At 66.1% G+C, this 21,243-nt stretch carries 19 protein-coding genes and 2 pseudogenes; 12 read left to right on the forward strand and 9 right to left on the reverse strand.

Translation table 11 applies throughout. The annotated features are described in order from the left end of the window. Positions 1-214: 214 nt before the first annotated feature. The 7 genes and pseudogenes from CK206_RS17525 (at position 215) to CK206_RS17555 (ending at position 7,343) form a co-directional block, all read left to right on the forward strand. On the forward strand, positions 215-577 hold the full coding sequence (locus CK206_RS17525; protein WP_063973160.1) for a helix-turn-helix transcriptional regulator: 363 nt from the start codon (positions 215-217) through the stop codon (positions 575-577). Beyond that, a complete protein-coding gene (locus tag CK206_RS17530) occupies positions 574-2,211 on the forward strand; it encodes a heavy metal translocating P-type ATPase (RefSeq protein ID WP_371607031.1) in 1,638 nt (545 codons plus the stop codon). Before CK206_RS17525 ends, CK206_RS17530 begins: the two co-directional genes overlap by 4 nt. Then, complete coding sequence (locus CK206_RS17535) at positions 2,201-3,556, forward strand: IS256 family transposase (RefSeq protein WP_069388925.1); 1,356 nt, start codon at positions 2,201-2,203, stop codon at positions 3,554-3,556. Before CK206_RS17530 ends, CK206_RS17535 begins: the two co-directional genes overlap by 11 nt. Before the next feature lie 47 nt (positions 3,557-3,603). Beyond that, positions 3,604-4,029, forward strand: a pseudogene (locus tag CK206_RS17540) (HAD-IC family P-type ATPase); the annotation flags it as partial. A gap of 208 nt (positions 4,030-4,237) precedes the next feature. Next, positions 4,238-4,615 carry a helix-turn-helix transcriptional regulator gene (locus tag CK206_RS17545; RefSeq protein WP_042330374.1) on the forward strand — a complete coding sequence of 126 codons (378 nt, stop codon included), beginning with the start codon at positions 4,238-4,240 and terminating at the stop codon, positions 4,613-4,615. A gap of 6 nt (positions 4,616-4,621) precedes the next feature. After that, entirely contained in the window at positions 4,622-5,563 is a 942-nt protein-coding gene (locus tag CK206_RS17550; RefSeq protein WP_017838579.1) for a cation diffusion facilitator family transporter, read from the forward strand. 370 nt (positions 5,564-5,933) lie between these two features. Beyond that, a complete protein-coding gene (locus CK206_RS17555; RefSeq protein ID WP_254050642.1) occupies positions 5,934-7,343 on the forward strand; it encodes a bifunctional copper resistance protein CopD/cytochrome c oxidase assembly protein in 1,410 nt (469 codons plus the stop codon). A 170-nt stretch (positions 7,344-7,513) separates the two neighbouring features. Here the strand turns inward: CK206_RS17555 and CK206_RS17560 are convergent, their stop codons facing one another. Continuing rightward, positions 7,514-9,103, reverse strand: coding sequence for an IS1182 family transposase (locus CK206_RS17560; RefSeq protein WP_096905213.1), 1,590 nt, complete (start codon positions 9,101-9,103; stop codon positions 7,514-7,516). 65 nt (positions 9,104-9,168) lie between these two features. Between CK206_RS17560 and CK206_RS17565 the strand changes: the two are divergent. Together CK206_RS17565 and CK206_RS17570 are read left to right on the forward strand one after the other, a co-directional pair. Continuing rightward, a pseudogene (locus CK206_RS17565) lies at positions 9,169-9,816 on the forward strand (cytochrome c oxidase assembly protein); the annotation flags it as partial. Positions 9,817-9,902: 86 nt separating this feature from the next. Continuing rightward, positions 9,903-10,544, forward strand: coding sequence for a hypothetical protein (locus CK206_RS17570; RefSeq protein ID WP_017838581.1), 642 nt, complete (start codon positions 9,903-9,905; stop codon positions 10,542-10,544). Positions 10,545-10,604: 60 nt separating this feature from the next. Here CK206_RS17570 and CK206_RS17575 read toward each other — a convergent pair whose 3' ends face one another. Continuing rightward, positions 10,605-11,300, reverse strand: coding sequence for a M23 family metallopeptidase (locus CK206_RS17575; protein WP_063973417.1), 696 nt, complete (start codon positions 11,298-11,300; stop codon positions 10,605-10,607). 479 nt (positions 11,301-11,779) lie between these two features. Here CK206_RS17575 and CK206_RS17580 point away from each other — a divergent pair, with 479 nt between their 5' ends. Beyond that, positions 11,780-12,550 carry a M23 family metallopeptidase gene (locus CK206_RS17580; protein ID WP_069389212.1) on the forward strand — a complete coding sequence of 257 codons (771 nt, stop codon included), beginning with the start codon at positions 11,780-11,782 and terminating at the stop codon, positions 12,548-12,550. A gap of 761 nt (positions 12,551-13,311) precedes the next feature. Here the strand turns inward: CK206_RS17580 and CK206_RS17590 are convergent. Together CK206_RS17590 and CK206_RS17595 are read right to left on the reverse strand one after the other, a co-directional pair. Continuing rightward, on the reverse strand, positions 13,312-13,689 hold the full coding sequence (locus CK206_RS17590; protein ID WP_017838585.1) for a hypothetical protein: 378 nt from the start codon (positions 13,687-13,689) through the stop codon (positions 13,312-13,314). A 563-nt stretch (positions 13,690-14,252) separates the two neighbouring features. Then, positions 14,253-15,344, reverse strand: a complete 1,092-nt coding sequence (locus tag CK206_RS17595) for an IS110 family transposase (protein WP_216824185.1) — start codon at positions 15,342-15,344, stop codon at positions 14,253-14,255. Between the two features lie 349 nt (positions 15,345-15,693). Here CK206_RS17595 and CK206_RS19935 point away from each other — a divergent pair, with 349 nt between their 5' ends. Both CK206_RS19935 and CK206_RS17600 read left to right on the forward strand, forming a co-directional pair. Further along, on the forward strand, positions 15,694-15,861 hold the full coding sequence (locus CK206_RS19935; RefSeq protein WP_159981201.1) for a hypothetical protein: 168 nt from the start codon (positions 15,694-15,696) through the stop codon (positions 15,859-15,861). Further along, entirely contained in the window at positions 15,858-16,652 is a 795-nt protein-coding gene (locus CK206_RS17600; RefSeq protein ID WP_254050712.1) for an SURF1 family protein, read from the forward strand. Before CK206_RS19935 ends, CK206_RS17600 begins: the two co-directional genes overlap by 4 nt. A 181-nt stretch (positions 16,653-16,833) precedes the next feature. On the opposite strand, the gene CK206_RS17605 is transcribed toward CK206_RS17600, so the two are convergent. The 5 genes from CK206_RS17605 to lspA form a co-directional block, all read right to left on the reverse strand. Further along, positions 16,834-17,481 carry a vitamin K epoxide reductase family protein gene (locus CK206_RS17605; protein ID WP_017838588.1) on the reverse strand — a complete coding sequence of 216 codons (648 nt, stop codon included), beginning with the start codon at positions 17,479-17,481 and terminating at the stop codon, positions 16,834-16,836. After that, positions 17,465-18,109 (reverse strand): thioredoxin domain-containing protein, encoded by a 645-nt coding sequence (locus CK206_RS17610; RefSeq protein ID WP_017838589.1) that lies wholly within the window; start codon positions 18,107-18,109, stop codon positions 17,465-17,467. Before CK206_RS17610 ends, CK206_RS17605 begins: the two co-directional genes overlap by 17 nt. 114 nt (positions 18,110-18,223) lie before the next feature. Continuing rightward, complete coding sequence (locus CK206_RS17615; RefSeq protein WP_096907165.1) at positions 18,224-19,462, reverse strand: Dyp-type peroxidase; 1,239 nt, start codon at positions 19,460-19,462, stop codon at positions 18,224-18,226. Between the two features lie 6 nt (positions 19,463-19,468). Further along, the gene (locus CK206_RS17620; protein ID WP_254050643.1) at positions 19,469-20,032 is read right to left on the reverse strand and encodes a copper chaperone PCu(A)C; all 564 of its coding nucleotides are present in this window, start codon (positions 20,030-20,032) and stop codon (positions 19,469-19,471) included. Positions 20,033-20,638: 606 nt separating this feature from the next. Beyond that, positions 20,639-21,202, reverse strand: coding sequence for a signal peptidase II (lspA, locus tag CK206_RS17625; protein ID WP_254050644.1), 564 nt, complete (start codon positions 21,200-21,202; stop codon positions 20,639-20,641). Positions 21,203-21,243 lie beyond the last annotated feature (41 nt).

Here is a 21,243-nt window from a genome sequence, read left to right on the forward strand (position 1 = left end):
ACCGGCACTGGCGAGATGTTCCCGCTGTCCGATCGTGCCATAGCCACTATCCGCCCTGTTAAACGCCCCAGAACGGCGCGGCAAGCGGGTGGGTTCCGGGGGTAGGCCAGGTACACCTGTGCCCATTGACTGTGTTGGCCTTGCGGTTTCGTCGTCTTTAGATGCGTGGTCACACCGCCAGGGACAGTTCACTGAGTCCTGTACTATTCAGTGCATGCTGACTGTTGCTTCGCGTCAAGGTGTGATGAACCGACTCGGTCGTGCGATGGCCGACCCGACTCGTTCTCGAATTCTCATGAGGCTGCTGGATGGGCCCGTGTATCCCGCCGAGATTGCCCAGGAGCTGGGGTTGACGCGTTCAAATGTGTCGAATCATCTCGCCTGTCTCAGGGATTGCGGGATCGTCGTGGTTGAACTCGAGGGTCGGCAGAATCGGTACGAGATCGTCGATGCCCATCTGGCACGTGCGTTGAACGCCTTGGTCGAGACGACTCTTGCCGTTGACGAGAACGCGCCCTGTCTGGACATGCAGTGTCCGGTCGAGGGTTGCTGCAGTTCGGAAGGGGGTCGGCGGTGACAACGTCCGCGTGTGGTTGTGAGCCGGCCGGGCCAGTGGCCGGCCCTGACGAGTCCGCTTCGTGGTGGCGCAACGGTGCCGTCCTCATCCCGGTGTTCTCTGGCCTGACGCTCCTGCTGGGTGTGATCCTCGAGTGGCTCGCCAACGGCCCCGGGGCGGAGACTGCAGCGGCGTGGCTGTTCTGGACCGCTCTCCTTCTGGGCGCCTCGCAGTTTGTTCCAGGCGCGGTGCGGGGTCTGCTCGTCCGGGGTCGGTTGAGTATCGGGCTGCTGATGACGATCAGCGCCGCCGGTGCGGTCGGGCTCGGGTTCATCGAGGAGGCCGCCGCTCTGGCCTTCTTGTACTCCATCGTCGAGGCGCTGGAGGATCGGGCGATGGACAAGGCCCGCTCGGGCTTGCGGGCCCTGTTGGCGCTGATTCCCTCCAGTGCCACCGTCCTCGGCGCCACCGGGGGCACCCGCACCGTGCCCGTTGAGTCTCTGGAACGCGGCGATGTGCTGCGTCTGGTCGCCGGCGAACGTTTGGCCACCGACGGGATCGTTCGTGTCGGGCAGAGCAGCCTGGATGTCTCGGCGATCACGGGTGAATCCATTCCCGTCGAGGTCGGGCCCGGTGACGCGGTGTTGGCCGGCTCGATCAACACCTCCGGCGTCCTGGAGGTCGAGGCCACCGCCGCAGGGACAGACAATTCCTTGACCACAGTGGTCGAACTGGTTGAGCAGGCACAGACAGAGAAGGGGGAGCGGGCACGTATCGCCGACCGCCTGGCCCGCCCGCTGGTGCCGGGTGTTCTCATCCTGGCTGCTCTGGTCGCCCTGATCGGCTCGATCTTCGGAGATTCCGGACTGTGGATCGAGCGAGCACTGGTGGTACTGGTCGCCGCTTCGCCGTGCGCACTGGCGATCTCGGTGCCGATTACGGTCGTCTCCGCGATCGGTGCGGCCAGCAAGTTCGGGGTGATCATCAAATCCGGTGCCGCGTTCGAGCGCATGGGCTACCTCCGGCATGTGGCAGTGGACAAGACCGGCACCTTGACCCGAAACCAGCCCACCGTCACGCAGGTCCTCACCACTGGCAACGCTGCCCAGGACGAGGTCCTGAGCTGGGCGGCCGCTCTGGAAACCCACAGCACCCACCCGCTGGCCGCAGCGATCACCGCCGCAGCTACCGAGGTCCCCGCCGCATCGGCGGTCACCGAGTCCGCGGGCGCGGGAATCGCCGGCCTTATCGATGGCGCGCACATCGCCGTCGGCAGCCCGCGCTGGCTCGACCCAGGTCCTCTGGCAGATCACGTTCACGCGATGGAGGCCCGCGGCATCACCGTGGTGGTCGTCCACCGCGACGACCACCCGGTCGGGGCCATCGGGGTGCGCGACGAGCTGCGTCCAGAGGCCGGCGAGGCCATGACGTCGCTGGCGTCGAGGGGTATGGGCGTGACGATGCTTACCGGCGACAACGCCCGCACCGCTGATGCACTGGCCGTCGAGGCGGGGATCACCGACGTGCGTGCCGAGCTGCGTCCGCAGGACAAGGCGCAGGCAATCGCCGAGTTGCGTGCCGACGGCCGGGGGGGCGTGTCAGATGGTCTGTGTGAGTTGAGCCGGAGGAGGAATCATGAACGCTATGGCTGTTGACGACCACGACGCTACGGATGTATCAGATGCTGCTGGGCTTCGCCGGGAGGTGTTCTCGGATGCGCTGATTGATCACGTACTCGCCGAGACCCGTTCGCGAGGGTTGGAGTTGACTGGCAAGGACGGCTTTTTGAACGAGATGCTCAAGGCCGTCCTTGAGCGGGGCATGGGCGCCGAGCTGACCGAGCATCTGGGCCGCGATGCCCACGCCCGTGGCGGGGACGGAAACCACCGCAACGGCACTTCGCGCAAGACCGTGGCCACCGAGGTCGGCCCGGTGGAACTGGATCAGCCCCGCGATCGGCAGGGCTCGTTCGCCTCCCAGCTCGTCCCGAAGGGCGCCCGCCGGCTCGGCGGGCTGGAGGACCAGATCATCTCGCTGTACGCCGGCGGAATGACCGTCCGGGAGATCGAGCACCACCTCGCGCGGACCCTGGGGGTGGAGCTGTCGCACGAGTCCATCGCCAACGTCACCGACGCGGTCCTGGACGAAGTCGCCGCCTGGCAGCACCGCCCGTTGGAGGCGTTCTACCCGGTGGTGTTCCTGGACGCGATCCACATCAAGATCCGCGATGGAGCCCACGTGAAGACCCGCGCTGCCCACATCGCGGTCGGGGTCGATCTTGAGGGCGTCAAGCACGTGCTCGGCATCTGGGTGCAGGCCAAGGAAGGCGCGGCGTTCTGGGCCAGCGTGTGCGCCGAACTGGCCAATCGCGGCGTCAAAGACGTCCTGATCGTGGCCTGCGACGGGCTGACCGGACTGTCCGAGGCGATTGCCGCGACCTGGCCTTTCGCCGAGGTGCAGACCTGCGTGGTGCACCTGATCCGGGCCTCGATGCGGTTCGTGTCCTACAGCGACCGCAAGAACGTGGCCAAGGCACTCAAGCCGATCTACACCGCCGCCAACGCCGAGGCCGCCAGAGCCGCACTGGAGGCCTTCGCCGAATCGCCGCTGGGCGCCAAGTACCCCACCGCCGTCAGGTCGTGGGAGGCCGCCTGGGAGCGGTTCATCCCGTTCCTGGCCTTCGGCCCAGCCACACGCAAGCTGATCTACACCACGAACTCGATCGAGTCGCTGAACTACCAGCTGCGCAAGATCACCAAGAACCGCGGGCACTTCCCCAGCGATGCCGCCGCGATCAAGCTGCTATGGCTAGCCATACGCAACATCGAGGACCGACGAGACCGAGAACGCGCCAAGGACGCTCAACGCCGAGCAGACGGCCACGCAGGCCCCCGGAAATCGATCCCCAGACTCGTCGAAGGCGCCACCATCCACGGTTGGCGAGCCGCACTGGCCGAACTCGCACTGGCCTACCCGGAACGCTTCGACCCCCACATGTGACAGACATCACTAACCAAAACTCACACAATTATCTTGACAGGCTCGGCCGGGGGCCAGTGGCGATGATCGGCGACGGTGTCAACGACGCCCCCGCGCTCGCCTCGGCGGACATCGGAATCGCCATGGGGGCCACCGGCTCCGACGCAGCGGTCGAGTCGGCGGATGTCGCATTCACCGGCGATGACTTGCGACTGATCCCGCGCGCCATAGACCACGCCCGCCGCGGTCGTCGCGTCATCAATCAGAACATCATCCTGTCCTTGGCGATCATCATCGTTCTGCTTCCACTGGCGATCACCGGAATTCTGGGACTCGCAGCGGTCGTCCTGGTCCACGAGGTCGCCGAAGTCTTCGTGATACTCAATGGCCTGCGTGCCGCACGCACCAGGCAGCTCGAGCGACCCTCGAGCCCAAGAACTGCCGACCGCGACGACAGCCGGCACATGCACCAGCTGGCACCGCTCCCTCATTGACACTGTGCCCGCGTGCCCCGCACCGCACACCGCCGGAAAAAAACGACGGCAACCATCACAACACTCGGTATCGACCGGACGGCCTTGCGCTGCGCCCCGGCATCGACGGGAGGGCATCAGCTGCCAGGCACGACTGAGCAAGAACAATGCGTACACCGATGGCCGAGACCCACCCGAACTTATCGACGGTTCGTGCTAACATCGCTCTATGGCGATCAATTATGGGGTGCCCGATTCAGTGACGTTCGAGGATCGAAACACCTATGCAGCGTTGTTCCATGCTCTGGCAGAACCAACTCGACTGGCGTTGTTGGAGCATCTGGTCAGTGGTGAGCATCGGGTTCGGGATCTGGTCGATCACATGCATCTGGCACAGTCCACGGTGAGCAAGCACCTGGCTTGCCTGCGGGATTGCGGGTTAGTCAGAATGCGGATCGAGGGGCGCTCCTCGTGGTTCTCGCTGGCTGAGCCGGCCCGGCTGGCGGACCTGGTGGAAGCCGCCGATGCGCTGTTGAGTGCGTCCGGGGTGTCGCCGTCGCTGCGCGATCACCAGGACCACCCCGACCTTGACCTCGGGCAGGAGTGAGTCGAGATGGGGCATAGCCACGGTCACGACCATGGAAGTACTTCTCCCCAGGCCGATCGCGGGACGCGTCGTCGGCTGCTGATCGCGTTCTGCATCACCGCGATCATCGTGGTGGCCCAAGCGGTGGGCAGCGTGGTCACTGGCAGTCTCGCGTTGTTGACCGACACCGCTCATGCATTGGCTGATGCGTCGGGATTGTTGGTTGCGGTCATAGCCGCGACGATGATGCTGCGTCCACCGAGCAGTAAACGGACCTGGGGATTCGCCCGGATCGAAGTCATCGCCGCACTAGGGCAAGCTGTCCTGCTGATCGTCGTCGGTAGCTATGCCGCGATCGAAGGCGTCCGCAGACTCTTCGAGCCGGCGGACGTGCCCGGTACCGAACTGCTGGTGTTCGGCGTGATCGGCCTGATCGCCAATATCGCCGCCATTGTGGTGCTGGCCTCCAGGCGAGGCGACAACTTCAACATGCGGGCGGCATTTCTGGAGGTGCTCAACGACGCTTTGGGGTCGGTGGGGGTGATCGTTGCGGCGATCGTCATCAACACCACCGGTTTCCAGCGAGCCGACACCATTGCCGCGCTGTTCATCGCCGCCTTGATCATCCCGCGCGCGTTCACGCTTCTGCGGCAGACGGTTCGGGTGCTGATGGAGTACGCGCCTACGGGGCTCGATCTGGATGAGGTTCGGGATCACATACTGGAGCTGGACCATGTTCGGGACGTGCACGACTTGCACGCATCCATGATTGGGACCGGCCTGCCGGTCATCTCCGCGCATGTCGTGATCGATGATCAGTGCTTCGAATCCGGTCACGCCCCGCAGATCCTGGAGGAGATCCTCACCTGCGTCAAGGAGCATTTCCCCGTCTCCATTGACCATGCCACCATTCAACTGGAGACTGCCGCCGTGCGTGACCGTGAATCTCCCGCAGTCCGACACGCTTGACCCGCTACGAGCCGGAGATGAACGGTTCACATTTCTGCACGATGGGTAGTGCGGGTCCGGCCAGCGGACTTGCTCGGCGCGGCGGCAGGAAAGGGATCGGCGGGCGCGGAGACGGCCACCAATGCGGGTGAAGGTACGACCCTGAAGGCCTCGGCAGGCTGGCCGACCCACGCGATCACCGCCCGAACCCGAGACTGTCTGATCAGCTGAGGCCCGGAGTCCGAGAGAGCGGCGGCCGAGTGGGCGCATGCGAGCAGGCCCGGTAGTCCGCCGGCAGGTGGACGGCCCGCATGAAACGTCGCCGGTCACGGGGGTGCGCAGAGCAGGCGCGAATCGGACCCCGGGATACCCGCTTCCTACGATAGGGATCATGTCGCCGTCGTCGAAGGCACCCTCGTCCAAAGCTTCCGCCACCGCCAGACCGCTGCGTACCCGCGGTGTGGTGCCGGTCGTGGTGCTGCTCGCGGTCGTGGCGGCAGGTGTGGTGGTCCCGCTCTCGCGAATGTCCACGGACCTGGCACTCGAGCTCCTCGGCGTCCCGAACCCGGGCCTGCTCACCACCGCCGGGCTCCCGGCGGTCCGCGCGATCGCCGAGCTGCTGGCATCGGTGGCGGTGGGAATGGCGCTGTTCGCCGCGTTCTTCACCCCGCCGCAGAAAGACAAGACCCTCGACGTGGACGGCTACCGCGCACAGCAGATCTCCTCGTGGATCAACATCGCGTGGGCGATCGCGGCGGCCCTGCTCATCCCGCTGACCCTGTCGGATGTGTCCGGGCGCACGCTCTGGCAGTCCCTGCCGCCGGACCAGTGGATCGTGGCGATCACTCAGATCGAGGTGGCGTCCTCGTGGCGCTGGGCCGCGATCATTGCACTGGTCGCCGGGATCGGGCAGCGGCTCACCGTGAGCTGGCGCTGGTCGGTCATCTGGCTGGGGGTCACGGTGCTCTCGCTCCTGCCCGTTGCCGCGACGGGCCACGCCTCGGGCGGCACCGCCCACGACATCGCCGCCAACTCGCTGATTATCCACCTGTTCGCTGCCGCGTTCTACGTCGGTGGGCTCGTCGCGGTGATCGCCCACGCGATGCGTGGCGGGGGCCGGGTAGCGCTTTCATTGCGCCGCTATTCGGTGGTGGCCACGGTGGCGATCGTCGCGCTCGGGCTGACCGGGATCATCAACGGGCTGGTCCGTCTGCACCCCGCCGACCTGTTGTCTTCGACCTACGGGCTGCTGATTGTGGCCAAAGCGTTGTGCCTGGCACTGTTGGCGGTGTTCGGGCTGGCGGTGCGCCGGCGCATCATCAACCGCATCGAGGGAACGTCGGCCAACGCCCCGGTGGACCGCGGCACGCTGCTGCGCATCGGACTGGTCGAAACGGTGATCATGGCGGGCACCCTGGGTCTGTCGGTCTCGCTCGGCCGCACCCCGCCCCCGGCACCGCTCTATGTGCCCACCCGGCAGGAGTCGCTGCTGGGTTTTGAGTTGCCGGGGCCGTTCTCCTTCGAGACGGTGTTCGGTCTGTGGCGCTTCGACCTGGTGCTGGGTCTGGCCTCGGTGATCCTGCTCGGGCTCTACGTGTGGGGGCTGATCACCCTGCGCCGACGCGGCGACTCCTGGCCGGTGGGACGAACCGTGGCGTGGGTGCTCGGGTGCGTGCTGCTGTTCCTGACCACCAGCTCCGGTATGGGGATGTACATGATGGCCGACTTCTCCAGCCACATGGTCGGGCACATGCTCATCTCGATGCTCGTTCCGGTCCTGCTCGCCCTAGGAGACTGCTGAACAAGCTGCGATCCTGGCACGGCCGGTGTGCGTGAGGGCCGGTTGGCCGTCGCGCGAGGTGCGGTGTTGGAGATTTCTGGGTTCGGCGAGAAGGGCGAGAGGTTCGCGGCGCCCACCGCGGGTTGTTCGAGCCTGTGCTGGGGCGGGAATGCCTGGCCCCGGCCCGCTGATCAGGCCAGGGCCCAGGTTCCGTTCTGGCTCGTTAGTCCCATCGCGACTAGCCGGCGCAGGTTCAGGGCGGCAACGCGGTGGTGGAGCCAGTCGTTGTTCTTCTCGACCCCGCGGTACGGCACGCGGCGGGCACCTCGGGTCAGCCAGGCGATCGAGCGTTCCACCATCGGTCGGTTCTGGCGGTAGACGGTCTTGAAGTCCTCATCGCCGGCCCGCTGGCGGTGCTGGCGTTGCAGCAGGTGATGCTCGCCGAGCACGACTTTGCGCCCCGTGGCTGAGGTGGTGCACCGCTGACGCAGCGGGCAGCCACGACACGCCGCCCCGAAGGTGGCATTGCCCTTGGCAGACAGGCCACGGGTGATGTTGGCGGGGCAGGTCAGGGTGCCCGCCACGGCGTCGAAGGTGAAGTCATCCAGGGTGAACCCGCCCTCGACTGCGGGCCGTAGCGGCCACGGCTTGACCAGGGGCAGCCACTGCTTGCCGGCCAGGGTGTGCAGCATGTCGCCGCTGGCATAGGCGGAATCGCCGAGCACTTCGACCGGCTCGCCGGCGTCGATGGTGGGATCGGCGGTGACCAGCTGCGCGCCGACCGCGGCATCGGAGTTGGTCGGCCCGTTGGGCTTGGTCAGGGAGCACATGGTGGTCAGGCCGGTGTCGGGCTCGACCACGATGTGGGCCTTGAACCCGTCTTGGCGGCGCTGGCGGGTCTTGTGGGCGTGGCGGGCATCGGGGTCCACGGTGGAGATCACCCGATCCGGGGCGGTGCGGCGGGCGATGCGCCACCGCCCGTCGGTACCGTCTGAATCCTCGGCCGGTTCGACATCCTGCCCTGCTACCAGCGCCAACAGGGCGACCGCTTCGGCCGGCTTGCCGCCGGCGGCGGTGATCGCCTGAACATCGAGTGCCGCCAACAGCGCCAGAGCATCGGCCACCAGGGCGGAGACCAACTCATCACGGGCGGCCTGGTCATCCCAGGCGATGCGCGGCTTACCGGCCTCGGTGTAGTCCTGCCCGCACACCGCCGCCAGCCGGGTGCACTCGGTGGCGATCAGCTCCTTCGCCCCGGGCACCTCGCGGCCGACCCGGCGGATCTGGGCGATGAGCTGGGTGATCGTGTCTTGACGGGCCACTGCGTCGTCCAAGACCGTTGAATCCAGCGCCCGGCGGGTCTTGGCCTTGACCGCACCGGTCTCGGCGATGACCTGGCGCACCACCTCGAAGATCCGCTGCGGTCGGTCACTGGCCGCCAGGCGGCGTCGCCAATAGGTCAACGTCGACGAGTTGAAACCCTTCGCATCGACCGGATACCCGCAGGCGGCCTTCCACCGCAGGTCGAACGTCAGCGCGTCGACCGCTTCCCGGTCTGAGTGACCGAACAGTGCCTGGAGCACGATGACCGAGGCGATCACCTCACCGGGAATCGACGGCCGGCCCCGGCCCGAGGGAAACAGGTCGGCGAACAACTCGTCCGGGAACAGCCGGTCCCGGTGCTCGGCGAGCAACGCGAACACGCTGCCCTCCTCGAGCAGATGCCCCGCCACCGACTCCACATCCAGCAACTCGCGCTGCCGATCCGACTCACCCTGCATGACCCACATCATTTCAGGGCCACCCCAACCCCGCAGGCCGGACACGCACTTTGTTCAGCAGTCTCCTAGGCGGGCCGCTGACACTGGCACTGCGGGCGCTCCCGGCGGCGGGCCGCGGCAACCCGCCGGGACCACGCGAGTGGATCGTGGAGTTCATCAACAACCCGCTCTCCCGATTCCTCACCCACCCGATCGTCGCCTCGGTGCAGTTCGTGGCCGGGTTCTACCTGATCTACTTCGGAGGGTTCTACGAGACGCTGGCCTCCGAGCACCTGGGCCACATGTTCATGAACGTGCACTTCCTCATCAGCGGCTACCTGTTCTACTGGGTGATCATCGGCGTGGACGCGGCGCCGCGGCACTTCTCGCCCTTCTACAAGCTCATGGTGCTGCTCGGTTCGCTACCGTTCCACGCCTTCTTCGGCATCGTGCTCATGAACTACAAGACCGTGCTGGCCGAGAGCTGGTACTCGGGGATCGGGCTGCCCTGGGTCCCGGATCTGCTGCAGAGCCAGCAGGTCGGCGGCGGGGTGGCGTGGGCGGCGGGGGAGATCCCGCTGTTCATCGTCATGCTCGCCCTGGCCTGGCAGTGGTTCCAGACGGACATGCGTGAGGCGCGGAGGGGGGAGCGGCAGGCCGAGCGGGACGACGACGCCGAGCTCAAGGCCTATAACGACATGCTCCGCGAGATGTCCCAGACCGACCGGAAGTAGGGGACAAGCGGACCCTCGTCGTCGAGGATGGTTCCCTCACACCCCCTTGTTCGTCCCCCAGGCACGTCGGCGATAGGAGCGAGCCCATGAACGAGATGGCCGCCCGCCGCAACATCCCCAACCCCACCAACCGGCGGGTGCGACAACCCGGTGGTCTCCACCTCAGTGGCGAGCAACCCCGCTACCAGGACCACGACACCGATCACGGCGAGGGGAAACAGAGAATGGGCGACGAACTGAGTCACAGCGCACGTAATCAGGCCGAGTTCACACGCTCGCACTGGCGGGCGATGCGAGAATTCGTGCTCGTCGGCCTCACCGCCATCATCGCGGGCGGCCTTGTCGCCGCGGTCACCGGTCCCACCGGTTTCGATGAGGGTTCCTGGGTGGCGGCCTACCTGGTGCTAGTTGCGGGGGTGGCCCAGGTAGGGCTGGGCGTCGGACAGGCACTGCTTACTGGCGGCACACTGTTCGGTCGCCTGCGTGTTGTCCAGCTTCTCGCCTACAACTTGGCCAACAGTGCGGTACTCGGTGGCACCCTGACCGGCTCCGTGATCGTGGTGGCCGCGGGCGGTGTGCTGTTGCTGATATCGCTCACGTTGTTCCTGGCCACTGTGCGTCACGCGCGCCCGCGTACGTGGTATCTCGTGCTCTACCGGATTGTCATTGCCAGCCTCGCAGTGAGTGTGCCGGTGGGCGTCGTCTTGTCAGTTGTTCGTCACAGTTAGAAGCCCAGTGTGGGGGAGCCAGGGCCTTGTCGGCCAGCCTGCGCCGTCAGAGTTCCGGCGTCATAGGGCGCTGCTGCTTGACCCCGAGTTGACCATGATGCCCCGTTCTGCCAGCCATGCCGACGGATCGACAGCCCGCGAGCCGCCGTCGGCCCATACCTCGAAGTGCACGTGTGGGCCGGTGGAGAAGCCGCGGTTGCCCATCACGCCGATTTGCTGACCAGCGACGACAGTGTCACCGACCTGAACTGTATTGCTCTCATTGTGGCCGTAGACGGTCATGAAGCCGTCCGGCGACATGATCCGAATCCAGATGCCGAAACCGGAGGCCGGGCCTGAATCGATGACGATTCCATCGGTCGCGGCGAACAGCGGCGTGCCGATGGCGTTGGCGACATCGAGACCCGAATGGGACGTGCCCCATCGGGGGCCGAAGGAGGACGTTGAGATGCCCACTGCCGGGAGGGCCACAATGGGACGCCGCGCCTGCTCCTCGGCAAGCTCACGCTCGTAGCTGAGTTCGGTGCCCCTCTGCAGACTGCCGACGAAACCCGCGGCGGTGGGTCCCGGCTCGCCTGACACGTTCGCGTCATCGGAGGTGAGGGGGAGCGGAGCCGAGGGGGTCGCGGCTTGGGCATCTTTGGAGTGTGCGTCATCGGTGCTACCGGCCGGGGGCTCGTCGGTCGCGAGAAGAACGATCCGCTGATCACTGACGGGAGCCGCTGCCGCAATAGAGGCACCCGCGGCCAGGGCCACGACCGCGGCGATACTGCGGTGGTTGTTCGGTGAAACCCGGCGATGGGCTCCGCGGCGGCGCCGCGGGGGGCTGGTCGACTGAGAGGCGTGCTTCGGTCCTGCTCGCTTCTCCACTGCTACCGAATCCCGTCGTCGTCTAACCGTAATCGTTTCGTGACCTGACCCCGGTTAAAGGTAGTGGCTGACCAACCGGGTCGCAAGGCAGATGCACGGCCGAGACGACCGTCACAGAGAGGACCAGTGAGGTGACAGCTCCGCCAGGGTTAGGCGCTGGCTGAGCTTCCGAGGTGGAGACGACTTCTCCCCGACCGGGAGTCGATCTGGGCGCACTGGGGCTGGCGATGATCACGAATTACGCGCTGAGGGGTGACACGATCGATACCGAGTTGTTATATTGGGTCGTGTTGCCGACGAAATCGGTCACCCGCATCGCATAGACGTCGCGGGAACACATCACCCCGAACGATGGAGACAGCCCCATGATCGACTCCACCCGGACCGTGACCGTCGCAGAGCTCACCGAGCGTTTGGGCGTGCGCAGCGCGACTTTGGCCGGCGGCCGCCATCGTGTGGCCAGCGAAACCGCGACGGTGTCGCGGTTTGTTGGTAGCGCCGTCGTCGGCGTAGCCCTCTCGGGCGGCCTTGGTCTGGCTTTCGCGCCAGCCGCCGCCGCTCAACCCGTCGCGATCAATCATGCCCAGGTCGTCGAGGCGATCCAGGCCGCGGCCGAGCAGTTCGGCATCGACCCCGCCGAGATCCAAAGGATTGGGGACCAGTTCGGCGTGGCCCCAAGTGAGGTCCGGCAGTACGCCGCCGGGCTCGGGCTCGGTTCCCTCGGCGACAGCGCCGGTAGCCCGCAGATCGGTGGTGCGCATGCCCCTACCGCGGGCGCGATCACCTCGGGGTTCGGCTCGCGTTGGGGCAGCTTCCATAACGGCACCGACTTTGGAGCGCCCATTGGTACGCCGCTCTACGCCGCCAAGAGCGGCGTTGTCGAAGCCGCTGGCCCCGCCGCCGGGTACGGCATCTGGATCCGCATCCGCACAGATGACGGCGAACTGCTGGAATATGGCCACAACGACCAGAACTACGTCAGCGTCGGCCAGCGGGTCAACGCCGGTGAAGTGATCGGAACCGTCGGCAACCGCGGAGACTCCACCGGCCCCCACCTGCACTTTCGCGTACAGACCGCCGCCGGTCAGTGGGTCGACCCGGTGCCGTGGCTCGCGGCCCAAGGAGTCCTCGTCTAGCACCGTCCACTTCGGGCGTGCCGACCGCCTCCCCGCGGGGGAGCGCGTGCTGGTGTTCGCCAATTTCCGGGCCGGCGTTGCAACCCCGCGCGGTAGTGCATTTCTTCGGGGAATCCCCGACTTACTAGATCTCAAACAAGCCCCTGCAGGTCACGGCGTTGCGCCCACTCCGAAATGACTCCAGAACCGGAGAATTCTCCGGAACGCTGGCAGGAGTGGTTCCTGGTTTCCGGCCGCGTGCGCGACGTGGAAGCGTGTCCCGGCTGGGAGCGAAAACCGGGGTTCCGCGGACCGTCTTGATATCGCGGTCATTGAGCTGAGTCGTACGGGATTCGATCAGCAGGCCGGTGACCGGACCAGATGCTTACCGCCTCCACCGGCGGCGTCGAGTTGGTTGCGGTGCTCCTCACGCAGATGCTGCCGGGCTCGCTCGTGCTGCAGGAGTTGTGGGCCGACGGGACTCCGTACGCGCCGGGCGTGCGGTACCTCAACGGGCTACCCGGTACGTCGAGGTCGTCCTGCCGTACACGTCGGGCCTGGCCCCCGGTTCGATGGCGACCAACGTGGTGGTCCAGGACGGCTGCGAGCAGAACCTCTCCGAGCACGTTGCCGTGGCCGATCCCCGCGCCCCCGACTACGTCCTGAACGCTCTCGACCCCGGCAACCCGCGTCAGCCGCGGTGCGAGGCGAGCGCCCCGATTCACGATCCGCGGGAATCTTCCTCCCGATGTTCACCCCACCGCGAAAGGCCGGGGTCTTTGTCAATTTGCTTTTGGCCCCGTTTCGCGAGTGGTCAGGATCTGACGAAGGCCCGCCACGAAGTACACGACGAGCACGATCAGCATGATCCCGCTGACGATTACCGCAGCAGGCCGCTCTGCATCTCCGGCGAACAACGCGCCGAGGTCGGCAAGCGGCATGAGAGATCCCAGTGCCCCGAGCACGGCGATGACGAGCGCTGCGATCATCACCCCTCGGCTGGCGTTCGGGACGCGGCTCGCGATGAACGCCGCGATGAGCAGCAGCACACCGATAAACGCCGGTATCAGCGAGGTGGCACTCTCCATCCCGGTGGTGAAGTAGGCGATGAGTCCGGTGGCGGTGAGGATGCCGCCCGTCCACGTGGTCAATGCGATCATTGCTGATCTCCTAGGTCGGTATCTGATTGCAGCTAGGCTGGCACGCCCGTTGCTCTGCGAGCAGTCATCGGCTCCAACGACGCCTAATCAGGCTACGGTCCCGGACGCTGCTGGGGGCGAGACTCCAGGGCGCTCTTCAAGTGTCCCATTCGGTCATGAGTCCCGCGTTTCTGCTTGGGGGGTTAGGTGACACGGGCAGAGTCGACACGAATTGCTAGACCTCAACATGCCCGTGCAGGGCACAGCGTTGCGAACACCCCGGAATGGCTTCAGAACCACCGAATTCTGCGGAACGCCGGTCAACCGGAAGGTGCTGGCGGCCCAGTAGGTAGGCGCCCAGCGCAGCCACGCCGGGCCCGTAACACACCGGGGCTCTGGCCTCGGCCGGGAACGCAGCGGTAGTCACTACTCCGCATGAACATGCGCGCCGCTGGGCGCGGTGCTCGATGGCGAGCATGTTCGATCGGCGGGAGGTCGAAAACCTGACGACGCTGATCACGGACCACCAGGGCACCGGACAGGTCGTAAATGAGGTGCGCGCCCCCCGGATGCTCCTATGGATGTCAAGCGGCTTTGGCGAGGTCGGCGGTGGTCGGTGCTTTGGTGGCGGGGTCGCGAGCCTGCAGGTCGTTGATCAGGGCATGGTAGATCTCGCGCGCGATGTGGCGTTTGAGGCAGCGCATGATGTCTTTCTTGGACAGGCCTTGCGCGGTTCGTCGGTGAACGTATGAGCGGGTGCGTTCGTCCCATCGCATGCGGCTCAGTGCGATGGTATGCAGGGCGTGGTTCGCGGCCCGGTCGCCACCGCGGTTGAGTCGGTGTCGGTCTCGTCGTCCTGAAGAGGCAGGGATCGGGGCCACGCCGCACAGGTGCGCGAACGCCGCTTCGGAGCGCAGCCTGTCTGGGTTGTCGCCCGCGGTGGCCAGAAGCTGCCCGGCGACGTCAGGTCCCACGCCCATGCGGTTCATCAGGGTCGGAGCCGTCTGCGCGGTCAGGGCTTTTAGCTCGACGTCGAGGTCGGCGATCTCCTCACTCAGTGCCAGGATCCGGCGGCTCAGAATGCGTAGTGCCGCCTTGGTCGCGCCGAGGGGACTAGCGAGGTCGCTGGGACGGAACCGGGCGCAGACTGCGGCCAGCTCGCGGGCGGGCAGGCCACGCAACTGGGCTCGCAATTCCTCCGGAGCGGTGATCACCAGCTGCCTGGCCTGGTTGATCGCTTGGGTGCGGGCCTTGACCGCGGAGCGCCGAGGCACACGCAAGGCCCGGACGGCCTCCACGATCCCGTCGCGGGTCTTCGGCACGCCAGTGGCACGCCCGGAGGCGACCGCGGTAGCAGCGGCATAGGCGTCTATCGGGTCGGACTTGCCCTTCATCCGCCGGGTCTTGCGGTCGGGTCGGTCGACTTCGACCACCGGTAGTCCGGCCCGGGCCAGCACCCGAGACAGCTCGGCGCCGTAGGCTCCGGTGCCCTCGACCCCAACGGCCTGCACGGTGCCGTGGCCGCCGAGCCATGAAAGTAGCTGCCGGTACCCGGAACCCGTGGCCGGGAACTCTCGGTCGGCCAGATGCCGCCCGAGGGAGTCGATCACCGCCGCGTGATGGGTCTGGCCATGCGTATCCACTCCGGCGATGACATGCACGTGCTGATCGGACATCATGGTCACTGCTGCCTTTCTCGTTGATCCCGGTGGGGCAGCACGCGCCGGCCAGGCGGGCGGACAAGACAGTGGCGGGGCTTCTGAACCAAGCTCCTATGAGGTCACAAACGCCCGTCCGGTCGCGTGCGTAGCGATCCCCCGAGCGGGCCGACAAATCCGCTTCTAGTCAGCCACCGCGACGGTCAGCCCGTGAGTCAGACCCGCCCGAAGAACCACTACACACATCATCACTGTCAGCCCAGTTTTCCGACAGGCCCGTGCAGCCGGCTCCCGTCGCCGTGGTGATGCGCAGGGTGATCGGACAGCCGGCACGATTACTGTTTGGCAGGTGAAACGGTTCTCTCGCATGCTCAAGCCGGGATGGTTGATCACCCTTCTGTTCATCAGCCTCTTCGCCTACCTGTGCTTCACGATGCTTGCCCCCTGGCAGTTGAACAAGTACGAGGATCTCAAGGCACGCAATGCCAGCTCGTTGAGAGCAGCGTGGCAGGGCCGGTTCCGTTGGACGAAGTGATCCGGCGGGAGGGATCTCTCGGTGATTCCGAGTGGCATCTGGTTACTGCGCGCGGAAGTTACCTGCCCATGGAGGATGTCCTGTTGCGGATGCAGTCCGTCGACGGTGAACTCGTGTACCAGGCACTTCGTGCATTCCGCACCGACAGTGGTGACTCCCTGCTCGTCAACCGCGGATGGGTCCGCGTCGGCGACGACAACGCGGTCCCGGACTTCCCGTCCGCGCCGACGGGCCAGCTGACCATCATCGCCCGCCTCAGGATCCCGATGGATGCTCCCGCCCAACCCATCGTTCTGCACGATTGGAACATCGTGCGCAACATCGACCCCCCCGTCATCGGGGACCTCCTCGGCACCGACTTGTCGCCCTATTATCTCCAGCTCGCCGGTGGGCAGCCCGGGTCTTTGGAACCGATGCCAGTGCCGTCCACCGAGTCGGGTCCGTACTTGTCGTACGGACTGCAGTGGATGGCCTTCGGGGTCCTCGCTCCCATCGGCCTGGGCTACTTCGTGTGGAGCGAGATACGTCAGCGCCGTCGTCTGGACGACGAGGACAACGATGCCGCCGCGGCGCGGCCACGCAAGGGCGGGAACCGGGCAGCAGGTCCCGGGCAGGACACCACAGCGTCGCAGGCCCCGTCGGGCCCTCCCGCGGCCACGGTTGGAGACGATGGTCCATCGGACGAGGCCGCGGACTCAGACCGGCTCGTAGCGGCGGCCATGCGTGATCGCTACGGTGACCGGTTCGCATCCGAGTATCGACGCAGCTCGCGTGGAGGCAACCGCGCCTGATCGTCTGCGACAGCAGTCGATAGCTGTACGAGGAGTTGGACAGCGGGCGGGGGACCGGGTCCGAGAGCCATCCGGCGTGCGCTGCTTTGATCTGGGAGCGCCTGCGCAGACTGCGGTGTGCCGCCCCCGAGTGAGCCGAGGACTGACTCGCGGAACGCGATCTGCTGTTCGGCGAGCGTTTCTAGACGAGGGTGGTCCAGTAGTCCCAGAAGCGGTGCGTGATGAGCAGCAGGACAAGTAGGTACCAGGCGGTAAGTATCGCGCCCCGGTATTCGGTAACTACGGCGATGAGGCGCGCAAGACCCGCCGAATCGCTGCGGCGTAGTGGCTGAAGATTGCACAGGGTGCAGTACCAGAAGATCGGTATGGTCACCGCCCAGACGATCATGCAGTACGGGCACAGGGCACCGATGCTGTACAAGCTTTGGTAGATGAGCCAGTGGATGAACACCACCGCGAAGGTGACGCCTACTTGGATGCTGGCCCACAGCCAGCGCTGAAATGCTCCCCCCGCCAGGAGCGCAGCACCCAGGGCCGTGGTGGCGGCGAATCCGGCGATGCCGATGATCGGATTGGGGATGCCAAAGGCCTCGGCCTGCGCGGTGGTCATCACCGACCCGCAGGACAGGACAGGGTTGATGCTGCAGGACGGGACGTAGCCCGGGTTCTCGATCAGCGCGATCTTCTCCACCAGCAGCACTACCGCCGCGACCAGGCCGATGAGCCCACCAACGATCAGCACCACCGCGAGCCTGCGGTGGGGGTACTGATCCGGGCCGGCGTTGGTGGAGTGTGCGACCGGGGTGGCTGAGCTATTCGAGGGCAGCATTGATGCTGTTCTCGAGATCGGTGACGCTGGTCGGCTCGAGGCGCTCCCCGTCCAGGAAGAAGGTCGGCGTGCCACTGACCCCGAGGCTCTGACCGTCCTGCTTGCTCTGCTCGATGCGCTCGAGGGTGGCCGGGTCGTTGTATGCGCTCTCGAAGCGCTCCATATCTAACCCCAGTTCCTCGGCATAGCCGAAAAATGTGTCCATTTGCGGGGTTTGTTGGTGGCCCCACTGCTCGGGAGTGTCAAACAACTTGCGGTACATGGCCTCGAACCGGCCTTGCTCGGCGGCGGCCTCGGCGGCCAGGGCCGCCGCCATAGAGTTGTCGTGCAGGGGCATGTGGCGCACCACGAACGTCACCCGGTCTCCGTACTGCTCGCGGAGGTCCTCAATTGTCGGATAGAGCGCGATGCAGGCTTCGCATTCGAAATCGAGGAACTCAACGAAGACGGCGTCACCGCCCTCAGACAGTCGGGGACTGTCCTCACGCACCAACACTCCGGTGCCCGGACTGTCATCAGGACGTGCCTGCTCGGAGCCGGAATCGTTCCCGGCAGCCAGTAAGGCCACCACCAGGACGACCAGCGCAGCCGTGATCAGCGCTAGCGAGAGCTTCAGATTCTTACTCAACAGATTGTCCGCTTTCTAACTCATGCGTGCCCCGACGTGATCACTGGATGATAATCGGGCAGCCGTTGCTTCGGCGGTGAGGCGGTGACCATGACCCCCGGTGGTTGCGTGCGGCTATCCCTCCAATGCGCTCTCTCCGACGTAGCCGCCCTCGTGGCACCCCGGTGGGATCGCGAACACGGCGGAGCCGATCGGAACCGTCCAGGTGTTGAGCATGTCCTGCTCTGCCAGTCGCTGCTGGATCGGCACGAACTGGCGTACCGGGTCGGCCTGGTAGGAAGCGAACAACAGACCGGAGTTGCTGATCTGGCCGGACTCCGGGACATCGTCATAGTTGTACGGTCGTCGCAGGATCGTCTCGGCCCGGACCCGTGGCCGGGCCCGGGCGATGTGTGACTCGGTGGGGATGACGGTCAACCCGGTGCGGTCCATTGCCTCGAAATCAGCGGGGTCGTGTTCTGTAGTACCGGTCAGTGGCGCGCCCGAGTCGAGTTTCCGTCCGATCGAGAGCTCACGGGAGCTCCGTTCGATCTCCTCCCAGGTGTCCATCGTCATCCGGATACGGCGCAGCACCAGGGAGGTGCCGCCCCGCATCCATCGCCGGTCGGCGCCATCGGAATAGAGCAACTGGTCGTAGTCGGCATCGGCCGGTGAGGGATTGGCGGTGCCGTCAATCTGACCGAAGAGGTTGCGTTGTGTCTGCCCGGACGGGTCGGTGCCCACGGCACGGCGGAACCCTCGCTGCGCCCACCGCTGAGTGACCGCGTCGCGAACACCTGAGGACAGAATTCGGGCCGAGTGTGCGACGGTGAGCGGGTCGTCGGCACAGACCTGCAACAGCAGATCGCCGCCGGACCACCGGTCCTCGAGCCGGTCGATCTGTGGGAAGTCCGGCAGCGGCTGCAACCACTCCGGGGTGCGGCGGCCAAGCCCGACCTTGCCGAGCAGCTCCGTGCCGAAACCGATGGTGACCGTCAACCGGGACGGTCCTTCAGCCAACTCGTGTTGCAGGTCGGCGAGACCGCCGCGCCCCTGCGTGAGCCGGGCCGCGTCCTGGGTCCAGGCTCGCAGTACGCCGATGAGGTCGGTGCCGCGAACACCCTCTCGCAGATCGAATGCCACATACGCCGCATGCGCCTGCGGCGCCGTGGTGACGCCGGACTGACGGTCACCATAGAAGGGCTCGGTGGCCGCGCCGACGGCCCGGGAGTTGGCCACCGCGTCGCGATCAGGGGTCCGAGCAGTGGCGGTACGCTCACCAACTCCCCACCCCGCCGCACCTCCGGCGACGGCGGCCCCGCCGACCAGGAAGGATCTGCGATTCAACGCCGAGCGATGGTTTTGGTCGCCCATGTCCCGTCACTCCCCGCCCTGGTACTGCTCATTGCCCCCCTCGAACGACCGTGCCGAGGCGACGATCTCGCTCGTATCGCCGTTCTCCAATGTGAGGGTCACGGTGACTTCCTGGCCCGTGCGGATCGCTTCGTGCACTCCCATCAGCATGATGTGATTCCCGCCAGGCTCGAACACAAGCTCTCCGCCCGCCGGGATGACAAAGCCGCCCTCTCGCGCCCGCATCATCGAGCCACCCGCCGCCCCCGAGACGGTCTCGTGCAACTCGGCCTCACCGGAAACCGCGGAGGTCACCTCGACCAGGCGGACATCCGCATCGGATTGATTTCGCACGATTCCAAACACCGGTGCCATCGCGCCGCCGTCGCCGTGCGCGTTCGAATCACCGGAACCGGGGTCACCAGTGACCTCGCCGTGGTCAGTACCCCCATTGACGTCAGTGGCCTTGACCCACGCATCCTCCACCACAATGGGCGCCGCGCCAGCGGTCGCGGCTGCGGTCGTCTCCGTCTCGGTCTCGGTGTTCTCCGAGGTGCACCCGGCCAGGCCCAGGGCGACCGCGGCGATCACCGCGACGAAGGGGGTCCTACGCATAGCTCACTCGCATCCATCTAGCTCCACGCACTTGAACCGAGACAACCCCTATCTCCAAACGGAGCGCCGCACCGGCGTGGAAAAGTTACGGCGCAGTTCGGACTGCAACGGCTAGCCAAGAGTCTATAATGTGGCGCTTCGGTCCGGCCCACCGGTCGTGGCGTGCGGTGGAAGAGACAGAGCCGGGCCGCATCGGCCGGGTACGGCCGCGTCGTCACCTAGTCGGACAGGTACGACCGAACTAGAGGCGAGCGCGACGTCATCGACTGGCTGCCGACCAAGCGGGCTCGCGCTCTGCGGGCAGGGGATAGACCTGCCGGGTCAGCCGCTGCCAGGCATCTGCCGCAGAATATCGGTGCAACTCGGACTCTCTGTCGCGGAAGGCGCGCAGGTCCTGACATCGCGCGTCGTGATCGTCGCTGACCCGCCACCAGATCTCACCCCACCTCCCGACTGATCCGGGCGCGCACCGCTCAGGCCGCGCAAGCGGTGGAACCGGTGCTCTGATGGTGGCGCTAGGAGCGCACCCCGACAGCGGCCACCAGGCCGAACAAATATAGAGCCAACGCTGCTACGGCCACCTCAGTGGTCATGAGGTCCCCTGGCTTGCCGGGCCGAAGCTGCTGGCATCTCCAAGGCCTCGGCCTTGTCGCGACCGGTGAGGGTGGCCACGATCAGCACCACGGCGCCACCGGTGATGAAGACATCGGCGAGGTTGAAGGTAGGGAACCAACCGGTGTGTAGGTAGTCAGTCACCAGCCCGTCGGTGGCGCGATCGATGAAGTTGGCCACAGCTCCGCCCAGGATCAGGGCCAGCGCCAGTCGTACTGTGCGCGTTGCGGTGCGGGTGGCCCGCCAGGTGAAGATCGCCAGCGCACCGATGATGAGTCCAGTGATGGCGAGAACGACGCCGGCGGGGAGGCCATCGCCGAGGCTGAACGCCACCCCGGAGTTGAAGCCCAGGCGCAGCTGCATTAGTCCTAGGTCCACCGTATGGCCGTCGGCCAGTGCTCCGCCCGCCCAAGTCTTAGCTCCGAGGTCCGCCGCGACCAGCAGCGTGACCGAGACGACCAGAGCAGTTCGCGCCAGGGCACCTTGTTCGCTTTGGTGGGGTGGTTCAGTAACGGGATTGACGTCCTTCGGCATGACGTCATCCTCCTCGACTCGAAGCCCAGGCGGCAGGATAC

The organism is Dietzia sp. WMMA184, from assembly GCF_002441635.1.
GTDB lineage: Bacteria > Actinomycetota > Actinomycetes > Mycobacteriales > Mycobacteriaceae > Dietzia > Dietzia kunjamensis.

Coding starts and splice junctions, on each gene's coding strand:
- CK206_RS17525 (WP_063973160.1), top strand. CDS start 215: ATGCTGACTGTTGCTTCGCGTCAAGGTGTGATGAACCGACTCGGTCGT.
- CK206_RS17535 (WP_069388925.1), top strand. CDS start 2,201: ATGGCTGTTGACGACCACGACGCTACGGATGTATCAGATGCTGCTGGG.
- CK206_RS17545 (WP_042330374.1), top strand. CDS start 4,238: ATGGCGATCAATTATGGGGTGCCCGATTCAGTGACGTTCGAGGATCGA.
- CK206_RS17550 (WP_017838579.1), top strand. CDS start 4,622: ATGGGGCATAGCCACGGTCACGACCATGGAAGTACTTCTCCCCAGGCC.
- CK206_RS17555 (WP_254050642.1), top strand. CDS start 5,934: ATGTCGCCGTCGTCGAAGGCACCCTCGTCCAAAGCTTCCGCCACCGCC.
- CK206_RS17560 (WP_096905213.1), bottom strand. CDS start 9,103: ATGCAGGGTGAGTCGGATCGGCAGCGCGAGTTGCTGGATGTGGAGTCG.
- CK206_RS17570 (WP_017838581.1), top strand. CDS start 9,903: ATGAACGAGATGGCCGCCCGCCGCAACATCCCCAACCCCACCAACCGG.
- CK206_RS17580 (WP_069389212.1), top strand. CDS start 11,780: ATGATCGACTCCACCCGGACCGTGACCGTCGCAGAGCTCACCGAGCGT.
- CK206_RS17590 (WP_017838585.1), bottom strand. CDS start 13,689: ATGATCGCATTGACCACGTGGACGGGCGGCATCCTCACCGCCACCGGA.
- CK206_RS17595 (WP_216824185.1), bottom strand. CDS start 15,344: ATGTCCGATCAGCACGTGCATGTCATCGCCGGAGTGGATACGCATGGC.
- CK206_RS19935 (WP_159981201.1), top strand. CDS start 15,694: ATGCTCAAGCCGGGATGGTTGATCACCCTTCTGTTCATCAGCCTCTTC.
- CK206_RS17605 (WP_017838588.1), bottom strand. CDS start 17,481: ATGCTGCCCTCGAATAGCTCAGCCACCCCGGTCGCACACTCCACCAAC.
- CK206_RS17615 (WP_096907165.1), bottom strand. CDS start 19,462: ATGGGCGACCAAAACCATCGCTCGGCGTTGAATCGCAGATCCTTCCTG.
- lspA (WP_254050644.1), bottom strand. CDS start 21,202: ATGCCGAAGGACGTCAATCCCGTTACTGAACCACCCCACCAAAGCGAA.